The 15,038-nt window shown below is 40.7% G+C and carries 11 protein-coding genes; 2 read left to right on the top strand and 9 right to left on the bottom strand.

The genetic code is table 11. The annotated features are described in order from the left end of the window. Positions 1 to 112 precede the first annotated feature (112 nt). On the top strand, positions 113 to 2,284 hold the full coding sequence (locus tag BUC10_RS06325) for a S9 family peptidase (RefSeq protein WP_073177440.1): 2,172 nt from the start codon (positions 113 to 115) through the stop codon (positions 2,282 to 2,284). 2 nt (positions 2,285 to 2,286) lie between these two features. After that, the gene (locus BUC10_RS06330) at positions 2,287 to 3,222 is read left to right on the top strand and encodes a TolB-like translocation protein (RefSeq protein WP_073177443.1); all 936 of its coding nucleotides are present in this window, start codon (positions 2,287 to 2,289) and stop codon (positions 3,220 to 3,222) included. A gap of 45 nt (positions 3,223 to 3,267) precedes the next feature. Here the strand turns inward: BUC10_RS06330 and BUC10_RS06335 are convergent, their stop codons facing one another. The 9 genes from BUC10_RS06335 to BUC10_RS06375 all read right to left on the bottom strand — a co-directional run bounded on the left by BUC10_RS06335 (position 3,268) and on the right by BUC10_RS06375 (position 15,016). Further along, positions 3,268 to 6,099: a M16 family metallopeptidase gene (locus tag BUC10_RS06335; RefSeq protein ID WP_073177446.1), complete on the bottom strand. Its 2,832-nt coding sequence runs from the start codon at positions 6,097 to 6,099 to the stop codon at positions 3,268 to 3,270. A gap of 9 nt (positions 6,100 to 6,108) precedes the next feature. Continuing rightward, entirely contained in the window at positions 6,109 to 6,570 is a 462-nt protein-coding gene (locus tag BUC10_RS06340; protein WP_073177448.1) for a DoxX family protein, read from the bottom strand. A gap of 4 nt (positions 6,571 to 6,574) precedes the next feature. Further along, the gene (locus tag BUC10_RS06345) at positions 6,575 to 7,609 is read right to left on the bottom strand and encodes a S41 family peptidase (RefSeq protein WP_073177451.1); all 1,035 of its coding nucleotides are present in this window, start codon (positions 7,607 to 7,609) and stop codon (positions 6,575 to 6,577) included. A 168-nt stretch (positions 7,610 to 7,777) separates the two neighbouring features. Continuing rightward, positions 7,778 to 9,145 carry a hypothetical protein gene (locus tag BUC10_RS06350; RefSeq protein ID WP_073177454.1) on the bottom strand — a complete coding sequence of 456 codons (1,368 nt, stop codon included), beginning with the start codon at positions 9,143 to 9,145 and terminating at the stop codon, positions 7,778 to 7,780. Between the two features lie 11 nt (positions 9,146 to 9,156). Then, complete coding sequence (locus BUC10_RS06355) at positions 9,157 to 10,302, bottom strand: DJ-1/PfpI family protein (RefSeq protein WP_073177457.1); 1,146 nt, start codon at positions 10,300 to 10,302, stop codon at positions 9,157 to 9,159. 91 nt (positions 10,303 to 10,393) lie between these two features. Next, positions 10,394 to 11,218: an AraC family transcriptional regulator gene (locus BUC10_RS06360; RefSeq protein ID WP_165614869.1), complete on the bottom strand. Its 825-nt coding sequence runs from the start codon at positions 11,216 to 11,218 to the stop codon at positions 10,394 to 10,396. A 67-nt stretch (positions 11,219 to 11,285) separates the two neighbouring features. Further along, positions 11,286 to 12,773 carry an amidohydrolase family protein gene (locus BUC10_RS06365; protein ID WP_073177463.1) on the bottom strand — a complete coding sequence of 496 codons (1,488 nt, stop codon included), beginning with the start codon at positions 12,771 to 12,773 and terminating at the stop codon, positions 11,286 to 11,288. Between the two features lie 2 nt (positions 12,774 to 12,775). Beyond that, positions 12,776 to 13,483 carry a hypothetical protein gene (locus tag BUC10_RS06370; protein ID WP_131819055.1) on the bottom strand — a complete coding sequence of 236 codons (708 nt, stop codon included), beginning with the start codon at positions 13,481 to 13,483 and terminating at the stop codon, positions 12,776 to 12,778. A gap of 15 nt (positions 13,484 to 13,498) precedes the next feature. Then, positions 13,499 to 15,016 carry a serine hydrolase domain-containing protein gene (locus tag BUC10_RS06375; RefSeq protein ID WP_073177470.1) on the bottom strand — a complete coding sequence of 506 codons (1,518 nt, stop codon included), beginning with the start codon at positions 15,014 to 15,016 and terminating at the stop codon, positions 13,499 to 13,501. Between the last annotated feature and the right edge of the window lie 22 nt (positions 15,017 to 15,038).

Consider the following 15,038-nt stretch of genomic DNA (forward strand, 5'->3'; position numbering starts at 1 on the left):
TACAATTTTTGAAGTGCCAACCCTACTACCTTCATCCCATTATAATTTAACCATTTTCCAATAAACACCCCGGTTTTATTAAACGTCTACCGGAGTATTTTCATACAATACTATGGCCACTAAATTACTCCATCCGTTATCAGTCCTACTTCTTTTAACCCAATTATGCTATACCCAAAAGGTAATTACGGTCGATGATATATACAAGAATGGTGTTTTTGCACAACAAAGTGTTCATGAAATTAACTGGATGAACAACGGTAGATTTTATACCTCTCTTGAAGACAACAAGATTTATAAAAACGACATTAGTCTGGGCACCTCGGTTGCAGTGCTTGTTGATGCCGACAACCTAGGTTTCGAAGAAGTATTGTCAGAATATAGTTTCAATGATGACGAAACCAAAATTTTATTGAAAACAGACCCTCGTTATATCTATAGAAGGTCCTATTCCAATAAAACCTATGTTTATGATTTACAAACAAAGGAACACTTTCCACTCTCAAGCGCAAGAGAAATGTACCCCACGTTTTCTCCTGATGGTAGCAAGATTGCATTTGTTCGTGACAATAATATCTTCTATTTGGATTTAAGAAACCGCAAGGAGGTGCAAGTGACATTTGATGGACAAAAAAACGAAATCATCAATGGTGCGACCGATTGGGTTTACGAGGAAGAATTTTATGTAACAAAAGGGTTTTTCTGGTCCCGTGATGGCCAACAAATAGCATTCTACAAGTTTGACGAAAGCCCCGTTGAGGAATATACACTCCAACGCTGGAACCAAGGGCAACTATATCCGGAAAACTATACCTACAAATATCCAAAGGCGGGTACTGCCAATTCCTTGGTTGAGGTCTGGGTATATGATGTACAATCCCATAAAAAACTGAAACTGAAAACAGGGTCAAATATGGATACGTACTTGCCGCGTATAACATGGACCAAGTCTGATCAAATACTCTCCATCCAGCGTATGAACCGAAAACAGAACCAAATGGATTTGTTGCATTTTGATGTGGGTTCAGGAAACGTTCACAAAGTCCTTACTGAAAGTTCATCTTCATATATCGATCAAAATTTTTGTGATGACCTTTTTTATTTGGATGATGGAAAGCACTTTATAATTTCAAGCGAGAAAGATGGGTATAAACATTTCTATCTCCATGCCATGGACGGAAGACTAAAAAACCAGATTACCCATGGAGATTGGGAGGTAAATCAGTTTGTGGCCGTTGATGGAAAAACAAAAACACTTTATTATACTTCCAAGGAAATCTCTCCGCTTACCACCACTTTCCATAAAATAGCCCTAAACGGAAGTGGTAAGCAACTACTTTCCAATAAAACAGGAACCACTAGCATAGATATGAGCAATGACACTCAATACTATATAAACTATTCCAGTGACAGTAATACTCCGCTCAAGGTTGAACTTTATTATACTGATGGGAACCGCAAAATAAAAACCTTGGCTGAGAACAACAGACTTAAAAATGCAGCCAAAGAATATAACTTGGCAGATAAAATGTTCTTTGAGTTCAAAGCCGAAGACAGTCAAGTATTGCATGGATATTTACTTAGGCCCAACGACATGGATTTGGAAAAAAAACATCCTTTATTGGTGTTTCAATACAGTGGCCCTGGCAGTCAAAATGTTACGGACTCCTGGGGAGGGCCACATTTCTATTGGCATCAATTGTTAGTTCAGAAGGGCTATGTAGTTGCTTGTGTGGACACTAGAGGAACTGGGGGCAGAGGGGCCGATTTTAAGAAAATGACTTACGGACAACTTGGAAAATATGAGGCAAAGGACGTGATATCGTGCGCAAAACATCTTAGTAATCTAGAGTTTATTGATGGTGCCAGAATGGGTGTTTGGGGATGGAGTTATGGTGGTTTTGTGTCCTCGTTAAGTATGTTCTGGGGCAACTCAATTTTCAAATCGGCCATAGCTGTCGCCCCAATATCCAGCTATAGGTTTTATGATACAGTATACACCGAAAGATATATGGGAATGCCCAAAGACAACCCCATGGGCTACGATGAAAATGCACCTTTGTTTCATGCTGACAAGTTAAAAGGCCATTATTTGTTGATTCATGGCACCGGGGACGACAATGTCCATTTACAGAATTCGATTGCCTTACAGGATGCTCTAATTGCCGCGGGCAAGCAATTTGAGGTCTTCTTATACCCTGATCGCACACATAGCATGTACGAGCGTAATGCGTATCCACATTTGTATCAAAAAATGACAGATTTCATTCTTAGTAAGCTATAATTATGATTGCTGCATTTAAGTATGGTCCCGTTCTATTTCTTCTCTGCCAGCTTCAAGTTCTGTCTCAAGAATTTAAACCCTATGGCCAACATCACCAGAGGCTAGTGCAGGGTATTGGTTTTTCACCCAATTCCAAGATTTTATATTTTACATTGCCCCACAAGGAGTACTTGTTAAAATCTAAGGATTCTACTCTGGCTGACGAAGCCCCTCGCCTTGCCCTGTACAAGGCCAAAAAAAATGGGAGTATCTGGGGCAAACCCAATCTGCTTCCATTTTCTGGATTATATAAAGATTATGAGCCTTCCATTTCCCCTAACGGCCTGCTCCTACTTTTCAACTCAAATAGGCCATCAAAAGGAGATAAGCCATTACCAAGAAATGGAATTTGGTTTTCAAGATTTAAACGTGGTAAGTGGAAAAGCCCAAAACCACTTTCAAAGTTGAATACAATCAAGCTGGAACAGTCCTATGCTACCGTATCCCAAAATAGGATCATGGTTTATGTTGCAGAAAAAGTTGTGGCAGGGAAATCCAAGTACACACTCTATCAAACCAAATTCAAAGGGGTTAGGACCAAGAAAGGGAAACCAATAACCATTCTTGGTGGAACAGCAGAAATGGGCGACCCTTGGATTTCTCCCAATGGAGATTATTTGATATTTACAAAATATCTACCTACTGACTGGCAAGGGAGCTGTGACCTGAACATCTCATTTCGTGAAAAAGACACTTGGTCTTCCCCAATACCTTTGCAAGAACTAAATGGTGATGGACCCGATTTCTCTCCCTGTGTTTCACCAGATGGGGAATGGATTTATTATCGAAAAAATTATAGATTCGTTAGGGTTAGGTTCAAAACCATATTGACCAATTATTTCGATGCCTATAATTCGACTAGATTGAAATCCAAAGGCGTAAAAAAAGGGAATCAATGAAGACTCCCTTTTTGAACAAACAAAAAATAAACCAACCATCACAGTTTATTCAATCATATATTCTCCATACATGTCCAATTCAATGGGTTCGCCCATGCCCATATCCAGCAATCTATTGTACTGGGTAGCCTTATCGCCAACCACTAGGTAAATCATTTTTTTTGTATCTATATATTCTTTGATCAAAGCCCTAACCTCCTCCATGGATATATTTTTAATGACCTGTTGATTCTGTTCAATAAAATCGTGCGGAAGATTGTAAGTGCTTATTTGGTGTAAAATTCCCAAAAGATCGTCCAAGGTTTCATAGTCCCTGGCCGTTTCCCGTAACATAGAGTTTTTGGTAATCTCCAAATCTTTGGAGTCATAGTTATCCCTATAGGATTGTACCACTTCATTAAAGGCTTCGATGGACTCTTTGGTCACGTTGGATTTGACCGCTGCGAAACCCAATAGATGTGATTTGGAAATACGCTTAATAGGGAATGAAGCGGAACCATAGGTGTATCCTTTTTCTATACGCAGTTTTTTGTTGAGGTAGCCATGTGAACCGGCTCCAAGCTGATAGTTGGCTATGGAAATTGGCAAATAACTATCATCATTTCCGTCTACTGTCACGGACATCATATTGAGCTGGGATTGTTTTGATTCAGGAATATCAACAAAAAAGAACCTTTGGTCCGAAAGTGATGCAAGCTTTACTTCTGGCATCTCTATTTCTTTAAAACTCCATTTTTCCGACAAATCAGTTAGTGAAGCCAAAGCCCGGTTTTCATCTATGTTACCAGAAATATGGAATGCGGATACATTGGGAACGAAAAAGGAATCGTAATACCCTTTTAAATCATCAATACTTATATTGGATAAAGAGATTTCGGTTCCCAAAGGATGATGGGCCATAATATTACCGCGGTAAAGGATTTTGTTACGTACCATCGCCACAACAGAACCCGCGTCTGCATCGCGCTGTTTAATTGCGGTTAAGGTTTCTTTTTTAATCCGTTCAAATTCTGCAAGATCCCAACGGGGTTCCAGCAGGATTTCTGTTGCAAGCCCGATTACCTGTTCATAATTCTTGGACAAGCAACTTGCATTAATAGTTATGTATTCGTGATCTGTGGACATGTAAATCTCCGCACCGAGATCTCTGATGGCATTCTCCAATTGTTCAGGGGTTTTGGATTGCGTTCCTTCCATCATTACATCGGCCATTAAATTAGCGACCCCCACTTTGTCAGGATCATCCAATTGTTTCCCCCCTTTAAGTCTTATACTGAAAGAAACCAAGGGGAGCTCATCTGAACGAATTCCATAAACCTCCATTCCATTACCCAATTTCCGGGACCAAATCGTGGGAGCCATTACCACAAGGTCAGGGCCAAAATCTGGTTCAATGGTCCGATCAAAAGCAGAAGGGGTTTTCTGGTAGCCCATGTTGGATTCTGGTAAATCCTTGAGCTGATAGGGTTCTTGCGTTTCCTCTTTCACAAATGCCCTTTCGGAACCTTCTAGGGCCAATTCGGGATGTCCTTTGGGAACAAAGCTGGTTGCAACTAGGTTCTTCCCGGCGATATAATTTTCGTAAGCTTGGTAAACTTCTTCAGCCGTAACGTTTTGAATATTTTTGATATCCGTTTCGATAAAACCCGGATTCCCCTTGAAAGTATTGTAATGTGCCAACTGGAACGACTTGTCTTGCACACTTTCGATAGCCTCATAAAACTGGCGTTCCAAATTGGTTTTGACCCTATTTAGGGCCACTTCCGAGACGCCATCCGTTTCAAACTGCCTAAAAGCCTTAGCAATACTTGACCTAACCTCATCCAAGTCTACTCCCTCATTAGCATTGACCAGAATTCGCAGGTTACCGGCCATTTCTTGGGCGAAATGATAAGCTGAGACATCCGGGGTAAGCTTGTCTGTAAGCACTAGCTGTTTATACAGGGGTGAGCTTTTACCGTCCGTTAGGATTTCAGCCAACGTATTGATTGCCCAATAATCTTTATGATATATCTCTACCGTTGGGAAATTAAGGGTTAGCTGCGGTAATTTGGCAAAATTGTCCTCATGGAAAAGCAATTTGGAGCTACTCAGCTGAATAGGTTTGGGCTCTACACGCACCTCTTCCCCATGTGGTTTAATTTCGCCAAAATATTTCTCAATCCATTTTTTGGTCTGCTCCTTATCAAAATCCCCTGCTATGACCAATGTGGCGTTTTGTGGGCCGTACCATTGATCGTAAAATTCCTTCACATCTTCCAATGTCGCATTTTGCAAATCTTCAAACTCTCCTATTGTTGTCCAATTATATGGGTGGGTTTCGGGATACATCGCTTTTATAATGGTATAATTTCTATGCCCATAAGGATTATTGTCTACACGGTATCTTTTCTCATTTTTCACTACCTGCTTTTCGGTTTCAAAACCTTTGGGGTCCACCGCATTGATAAAATAACCTAGCCGATCTGCCTCCATCCACAATAACTTTTCAAGAGCGTTTTTTGGAATCGTTTCAAAATAGAGGGTTCTATCCTTGTTCGTGGTACCATTAAAAGTACCTCCCCATTCAGGTATTTTATCCCAGAAATACCCTTCAGGAACGTTTTCCGATTTTTTAAACAACATATGCTCAAAAAAATGGGCGAAACCGGTCCTACCAGGTTTTTCACGGTTTGAGCCCGCGTGAATTTCAACCGCTATGGCCACAATAGGATCCGATTTATCTTCATGAAGAATAATGTCCAGCCCATTTTCCAATTCGTATTTTTCATACTTAATGGATAGCTCTTTCTGAGAGTTATGGTTTTGATTGGATGAAGTACAGGATAAAACTGCCAGAAGCAAAATTCCTGATAAAAGTCTAATTGGACATTTCATATTTAAGATTTAGTTTTTTCTGTTAGTTATATAATAATCGAGGGAAAATTTCCCGCCTCCTTTCATGACAATGACCAAGACCATGGCCAACACCAAAAGATGGTATTCAAAGCCCTCACCACTCTGAGGTTGCATATACCAATTCATAAAGAAACCCCATCTGAAATGAACTAGCAATACGGCGACTACCATGATAATTCCAATAAAAAAGGCCCATAAGCGGCTTAAAAACCCAATAAAGAGCAAAAGTGCTCCTATAGATTCTATGAAAATCACGATGTAGGTGAATAGAGATGGAACATTCCACCATTGCTCCCAAGCCTCAACAGTCCAAGACATACCATGTCCACCCCAAATCCCTAGCAGTTTTTGCGCTCCATGAGCGAAAATTACCACCCCCAAGGTCCATCTTATGATAGCAAAACTCCAATCCGAATGGGTTGATAAAATCTGTGAAAACCTATTTTTCATTGCCTTAGTTTTGGTTTTGATGAATTATTTTCAAGGCCTTCTCTAGGGCGTTATCTGCAGCAACCTGCACATGGGGCTTGACACCAACGCTTTCCCAGTTACTTTTTGTAATAGGGTTTATGGCCCTACCGGTGGGCAGGAGCAGTTGAAGTCTTTCACTTACATCATAGGGTTGTACAGGATGGGCGGCACCACCGGTGACCTCACCAATGATTTGTCCTCTTTTCAGATGCTTAATATCATAAGCAAACTCTTCCCCGCACGAGAAGGTTTTGCCACTTGTAAGTACAAATACATCTATATCGGGTAACCGCTGTCCGGGCACCTCATCTAAGGTGTAGGTACTTTCAGTGGAATCAGCAGGTCTAAAATAGAAATCGTTAAGGTGAATCTTGGATTTTTCAGGGTATAGGTAGGTGACCAAATAGTTCAACATTTCGGGATTTCCTCCCCTACAATTTCTAAGGTCGAAGATTAATGAATGACAATCTTTAAAACTGTTCATCGCTTTGGAAGCTGCCTCTTTGGACTTTTCGTCCATTTGGATAGGGAAGAAAAAATTAATTTCCAAAAGACCGATTCCATCTTCAATTTCTTCTACTCTGGTGAGCCCAAAATTTTCCAACGATTTAAAGAACTGCAGCATTGGGTCTTCCTGATTCTCTTGGGAAACTTTTGTTTTATCTGGCTTGACAATAAAATTAACGTGCTTGTCACTTAAAGTTTTGGAAATATCTCTTTTAAGTTGCATTACCAAGCTATCCAAATGGGTGATGTTCTTGTAGAACCCCTTACCTAATGAAGTATTTAGTGCTAACGCTACAGCATCCCCTTTGGTGGGAAACACATAATTTTTCGAAAATAGCTCTCCACTTTTTTCTACAATACTTTTTATCTGATTTTGAGTTAGACCAGTATTTTGTCCCATCAAAAATGTGGCATAAAAAAGAGCAAGAAATGACACAAAACAGGTTCTTAAAACTGTACCTTCTTGAAATTGAGTTAGACTTCCACGAAGGATTGGTTTACCGTAATGCATAAAATTGATTTTTGTGATTTTTTTTGCATGGGAAATATATAATCCCCTACGGTGCTATAATTGTAAATAATAGACAGGGTATTTGCCAAAGCCTTTGGGGCAGGTCATGACTTCACTATAAGTTGGGGACTTAATACCAAACTATCGCCCCGATAGGCTTCATTGCATTTACTCAACATCCAACTCGCGCTGCTTAATTTTTATCGTTGCGGTCTGCAGTTGGAAAAAACCCTGTCTACTATCACTCCACAAAAGTTGAAAGTTATTGTCTGCTCGAGAGGTGAGACCTAAATAGTGCCCGCCCCCAATAAATTTATTGGCCACATCTGCATTTTTGGTGGTTCTTGGATTTGAACTCACCGGTGTCACCCTAAGGGGTCTTTGAAAGCTTTTTCCCCCATCTTTGGATATCGTAAAATATACGTCATACGCAAGTTGTCCAGTATCATGCTGTGCATCCACCCAAGAAATACCAATGACCCCATTTTTATTAACAGCAATACTCGCTACATTGGCCTTACTTTGTCTAGGATTTTCAAACAAATCGATTCGTTTTTCGATACTCCAGGACCTACCCCCATTTGTTGATGTATTTAACCAAACCCCTTTAGAACTTTTACCATCAGCTACGGCGCGGACAAAGTAAACGTTATCCTTGAAAGCGGAATTTAGACCTGTGTCCGCAGCCATTCTCGCATATCCTCTGCCAACTTTCGGATTTTGCGAGACTTCATGGGCTTTTGAAATGGACTTGTCCTTTGGGTTGTAAATATGGGCCCAAACCTTTCCATTGTAGTGTAGCGAAGGCACTACTACATGGCCATTGGTAAGAATGGCCGGTTCACAAAAATTTAGCCGTTTCCCCTCTCCCGAAATCACTCCAACCTCATTGAATGGACCTCCATTAGATTCATATAAGACCACATCTGCACCCATATTGGCATTAAACCGAACCGTGGTGAGGTAGAAAGTTTTTTTAAGACCCACCAATTTGGTTCCATCGTGTCCATGACCTTTCCCCTTGAACAGTTGTACTTTTGGCAACCAGGATACTCCGCCGTTATTGGAGGTAAACACATTTAGAGGGAAGCTATGTTGAAAATTACCGGGCGTTCCAAGCCAACTCATTATTGTTTTTCCATTTTCCGACATGGCTATCCAAGGGTCATAACCCCAATAATCATGTGCGGTTTCTTCCCATTTTTTACCACCATCCAAGGAGATGAAACTCGATAACCTACAGCTCTGATACGGTTTGTTCACATCAGTGACAACCATCGCCGCGGCAGCCAAAATGTTCTCATCGGAAGGATGTGCGGCAATTGTGGGTTCCACAAGAGGCAAATTGGAGAATTGGGATACAATTTTGGTGTTCCCTTCCAGCGTCATGTCATTATCTTTATCCAAGTTTACCATGCTTACTTCATTTTGAGACGATTGGGCATGACATTGAAAACCTGAAATTAGAACCGGTATAGCCAGCAAAGTCACTTGGAGTCTAAAAACCAGTATTAAGCTTAAATTGGACTTTTTCATGATGTCAGGATTTAGTTGGTCTTGGAAATGTTGAAAGAGGAGCTTCTTCTGGCAATTACCTTGAGCAAAGGCCCCTCGGTTGTATTTGTTAGGAGCAGGCTGATGTGTCCTTTGCCTAAATCTTTATGGCGAATTTCTGCCGTAATTGAGTTGGAGTCCAAATGACCGGTATTAAAACTCTCCATCTTTGTGAGCTGGGTATATATAAAAGTTAAAAATGCTTTTGAATCCACCCCAGTCCATAGTAAAAACTGATATTCCCAGCGATCATGGTTTCCTTCAGAAAACGTATACTTTGCGGCAAATGGACGTATTAAATTATTTAGGCTTAGGATATAGTTGTCTGCCAGTTGGCTGCGTGCGTAATCATTTCGCCTTTTCCAAGGATATTCCATATGATTGGCAATATCTTGTGCCCTGCCAACACCCAAGTATTTGGCTACCACTTCAAAAGAAGCGTCAATTCCGGAAGAAAGACCGGACGATGTAATTACATGTCCGTTGTTCGTATATTTCACGTCATTTAAAACTGTAACATTTGGAAATCCATCTCTAAGTTGTGGAATTAACGACGCAAAGGTGGTGGCCTCATTCTGATCCAAAATACCAGCATGTGCAAGAAAAAAGGCCCCACTGCATACTGAAAACATGGTATCGGTCTCTTTGTTTTTTTGCCTTATCCATGCCACAATGTCCATATCTTGATTTGCTTCTGCTGGTCCTCCTCCAGGCACTACAAGGACATCGACCTTGGGAAGGGAATCAAAATCGTAATCTGGTGCAAATTGCACAAACCTGCCTATCTGTTTTGGGTTTTTGTCCTTCGCTACTGTCAACATCCGAAATCCTGCATGTTCGAAGACCGACATAGGACCTGTGACATCCATAATATCGGCTCCATCAAACAATAAGATGCCCACTATTGGAGTTGGAACGGGCTCGGCAGGTTTATCCTCTAAGCCCATTATTCTTGAATTATAAGCCATGTTACAGGAATCACATACACCGGCCCCCTCAAAGACTTTATCATCATGTGTACATCCACAGGGAGGGCAATAATATTCCACCTTATAGGGCAGGTTTCGAATAGGTTTTAATTGCCCAAATAAGATTGCCAAGGGAAGGCAAATTAGAAGTATGGTCAACTTAAATTCCATGAGTTCTAGTTTTTAACCAAAAAAATGGAATAGCGATCTAACTAGCTTGTATATGATTGCTATATATGTTAAACCTTCCTAAAATAAATTGCTAGCGCATACTCAAATTTTGATATACAGAAGGGAGTATTCCCTCATTCCGAACAAAGGATTTAGTGAAATGGCTGTGATCAAAAAAACCTAGTTCCATAGCGATTTGGGTTATGGGTATTTTCTTTATCAAGAGCCTCTTGGATTTTTCAATTCGTATGTTTCTTAAAAATTGATAAGGTGTTTGCTGATAGGTATTTTTGAATTCCCTAATCAGATGATACTGGCTTATACCTGAATATTGGGATAACTGATCTAGGGAAAAGTTGGTGTTGCAATTTTCCTTGATAAATTCAACTGCCTTTCCCAGGTACGGCCTAGGAGGTTTCCTATCTATTTTAGGACAGCAATTAGTATATCCATCAAGCAAAAGGTGAAATAGTTGAAGGACCGCACACTCTTGGGCAAGCATATCTTGGCTTTCTTTGCTTAATCCTATCAGATTACTTATTGTCCTATTTAACTTAAGACTATTAAGGGGCTTATTTACAAAGGTGACACTAGGCCTAAAATTAACATGGAGTACCTCAGCAACCTTGTTTAAAAAATCCGGATAGAAGAGTATGGACACAAAACGAAGTTTACTTTCATGAATTGAGTTCCCAGCATGAAGTTCCCCGGGGTTGATAAGCAATGTGGTTCCTGGCCCAATGCGATAAGGGCTCTTTTGGGTAAAACCATTGTTTATGCCCTGCATGATGTGAATGAGGCTATAGTAATCATGGAAATGCTTTGCAAACTGAAATCTTTTATATTCGGTTGTAGAGAAGGTAAGGTTCTCCCATAAATCGGATTTCCAATGTGTAACCTTAATGTCCCTTTGCATAATCATTACCCTTTAATTATTGTCCTGAGATAAAGCAAAAATTGGGCTGATTTCATACCCAATAGAACTATTTAAGTTCATCCTCGGTCCAATCACCCGCAGCATTTACGGCTTTAGTTGAGGTCTTGATTTCTTGGATTTCTTTAGGTCCAATGAATTTTCCATCCCTCAAAACAGCAAACACATATTGAAGATTGGCTATATTATCCAATGGGTTCTTGTCAAGTAAAACTAAATCGGCCACCTTCCCAACCTCAACACTACCATAGTCCTCTTCAATTTCCAAAAAATCTACCGGATGTGTGGTTGCGGTCTTAAGAGCTTCATGAGGTGAAAGTCCGGCCTGGACCAGGGTCTTTAACTCATTGTGCAGTCCAATACCGGGAAAGCACAAAGGGTTGGCTCCCATGTCGGTTCCTGCAAGAAGCATAACTCCTTTGTTGTGCATATCCCGAACCATTTCAAGATAAAGCTGATAGAGCCTCTTTTTTACATTAATATACTCCTGATTATCCCGATTCTGTAAATGATCGTTGTATTTAGGTGTCCAGTATGCTTGCAGGTATTTTGGCAAATAGGCGAAGAGTTCTTTGTCCTTTTTTAATTCTTCTTCAAACCAAGCATTCTTTTGCCACATGCTAAGCGTAGGGCAATGCCAAATTTCCTTCTCCGCAAATAGGCCAAAAAGTGCATTGGCCTGCCCGGCATCGTACGAGCCTATTCTAAAATTGTTAGCCGCAACGGACTTTTGAACCCCATCTTTCATGCCTCGGATCTCCTTGAGCAATTTATCAGGTATTTGGGCAGAACATTCCTTTAGGATTTCCAAAAGATGCTCCTGACTTTTCATACCAGTGTTGGCCGCCTCCGAAGGAAGCACAGTAAATGGCACATGACCAACAAATGGAAAATCAAGGGAATTTGCATACCTGCTCAACGCCATGTATGTATCTCTTGGTAAGAGCGAGTAAACTTTTAAAAAATCAATCCCTTCTGCCATCAAAGAATCTACAACTTGTTCCACCTTTTCTGGACCATCTATTCCAGCGGAACCATCCCACATAGGATTTGGACCATCCAACAAAGGTCCGCACGCAAATATTTTAGGTGCCAACAGTTTCCCATCGGAATACTGCTCTCTCCATCTTTTTACTAGATTTAAATCACCTCCCATATCTCGGATACCTGTAACACCATGAATTACAAACAGGGGCAGCAATCGATCCTTAGCTTCCATTGGAGGTTGCATGCGCCATACCTCTGGATCATCGGGATGGGTATGCATGTCCCATAATCCGGGAATGAGGAATTTGTTGCCGGCATTAACGGTTTTTATGGCTTCAAAATCCGACTCCTCATGCCCCTCCAGCCTATGTGTTATCCTATTGCCTTCAATTACCACCTGCTGCCCATAATCTATCTCACCGGATTGGATATCTATTATATTCACATTGGTTAACAGCAGATCACCTTTTATTTTCGGATTGTGCTTACAGGAAAGGGAGGTGGATCCAAAAAGAATTGCCAAGAAAATACCTCGAAGAATACCTTTCATAGTTAAGATGTGACTTTTGACATTAACTTTTTATCTGCAAAATCCAACCAAAATACGGCAAGCCATTCCTCGTTGAAATGGGTTGAGATGCTCCTACTTATGGTTCTGGCCTTGAAAAGTCGATCTGCCTCTTTCAGCAAAGCCCTGCCAGATAGGACATGACTCAACTTTTCTCCAGCTCGGACCATATTGGTTCCAACAAGAACGTAGAGGAGTGGATTATCTGGGTTTAGAGCCACAGCATCATTCAGGGTTTTTTCTATTTGACCCTTAAGTTGGTCTCTTTCGGAATCTTCTATGGCAAACCTAAACTGAAATTGATACACCAGCAATTGGAGCGCCCCTATATCTGAAAGATGTGTTTTACTATTGTTGTCCACAAGTTGCGCTGCTTTATCCAATAACTTTTGCGCACGACTTAGATATGTGCTTGGGTCTGCATCTTTAGGGGGATTTGCGTTTGGATTGCCCAAAGCATTTACAAGTTGTGTGTTGATATATGCTCCCCAAAAGTAGGCCAACCAATTGTTATAGTCTTGACCAATATTGGAAAATGCTTTTTCGGCAGCTTTTTCACCTTCAAAAGTTTTGGCTTCAACATGGAGCTGCAGGGCAGCTTCCATTTCTTTTTCAAAGTTGTTTTGCTGACCAAAGAGGGAAATACTTATACATAGTGCAGAGACTAAGAGAGATTGCTTGTGGGTTTTCATGATGTCGTTTTTGATTTAACTTGAATGGTCTGTAATCATGTACCAATGACCATTTATTCTTTTGGCATTCACCGAAAACCAACCTTGAACTAGTTCTTCCCTATTGGGAAACTTTAAATTGAACCGTCCGGTTACGAAATAAAGATCATCCGCCAGTCTACGTGTTTTAATATTGTCAAAATGAAGTTGGCCCATCCGCTCTTTTGGGAAATACTTCTTGTAGTCACCAATTATGTTGTCATAGTCATAGGTCACACCACCTCGAGATATAGTCTGAATGGGTTCACTTGATGCATAGGCTTTCATGTAGCATTCAATATTGGCTTGGTTCCAACATAACTCCTGTCGTTTAAAATTTTGTCGAATATTATACGCATCAATATGGTCCAAGTACTTATTCACAACATTTTCCATCTGATAGGTAAATTGCTGCATATATGAAAAAACACCATCGGTATTCACTTGAAGGGAAATGGCATATTGACGCTTTGCCGAGTACTCAACATGGGTTAGGTATCCTGGGAAAAAACCTGAATGCCCATATCGGGTATCCTCCATTTTGCTCCAAACAAATGTACTGAGGCCATATCCATTATCGTATGGCAAACCCGAGCCCAAGTTTACTGGGAATCTCATTAATTGTTTCATATGTTCGGAAAGAAAATCACTTTCTTGCAAATGTTTTACCAACTTGGTCAAATCCGAGGGATTCGTCACAAAACCCCCTCCGGCCCATTCAAATGATGGGTCTAAAACAAGTATCCCGTTCTCGTCAACCACTGTTTCCGGTAACTGAAAAGGATTTTGTCCACCAATGTGTCCCTGTGCGAGATTGTTGTATTTTCTACCGGTAGCTGCCAAAGTATGGTCCAATTTCAAGGGTGTTAGAAGGAACTCATCAATGAGGTCATAATACTTCTTCTGAGTTACTTTTTCAACAATTAAACCCAAAAGCACAAAATTGGTGTCTGAATAAGCCCAGCCTTTCCCCACAGGATGTACTGCCGGCTTATTGGCTATGCTCTGTATGCAATCGACAGGAAGTCGAGCTATTTTGGGGTTTTCCACAAAATCCTCCAGGAACTCCTCTTGAAAAAGATGTCTAGGTAATCCACTGGTATGATTCAATAGGCTTCTAATCGTAATATCTTTATGATTTGGAAAGGTTGAGAACCATTCATCGGTCAGATATTCTGAGGCTAGGTCATCCAATGCCAAATACTCTTCTTGAATCAGTTTTAACGCAACCGCTCCAAAAAAAAGCTTGCCCGTACTGCCCGAAAACATACTTGTTTCTGGTTGCATGGTTTCTTGTTTTTGGGGGTTTTTGAATCCCGATGCCAATCGAATTTCATGTGTTTCGTCAAAGCGAAGTGAAAATGTGGCTCCTGGAATTGCATGGCTCTCCATTAGGGAGTCCAGACATTTTTGCAAGTCTTGTGTCAAATCCTCATAGAAGTTTTGGGAATTGGCTGTAGGAGGATAAAAAATGGCGCTACCCAATAGGAGAATTAATGCAACAGTGGTCCGCATAAAAAAGATTTAATTCTTACGT

Origin of the sequence: Flagellimonas flava (genome assembly GCF_900129665.1) — a bacterium.
Taxonomy (GTDB): domain Bacteria; phylum Bacteroidota; class Bacteroidia; order Flavobacteriales; family Flavobacteriaceae; genus Flagellimonas; species Flagellimonas flava.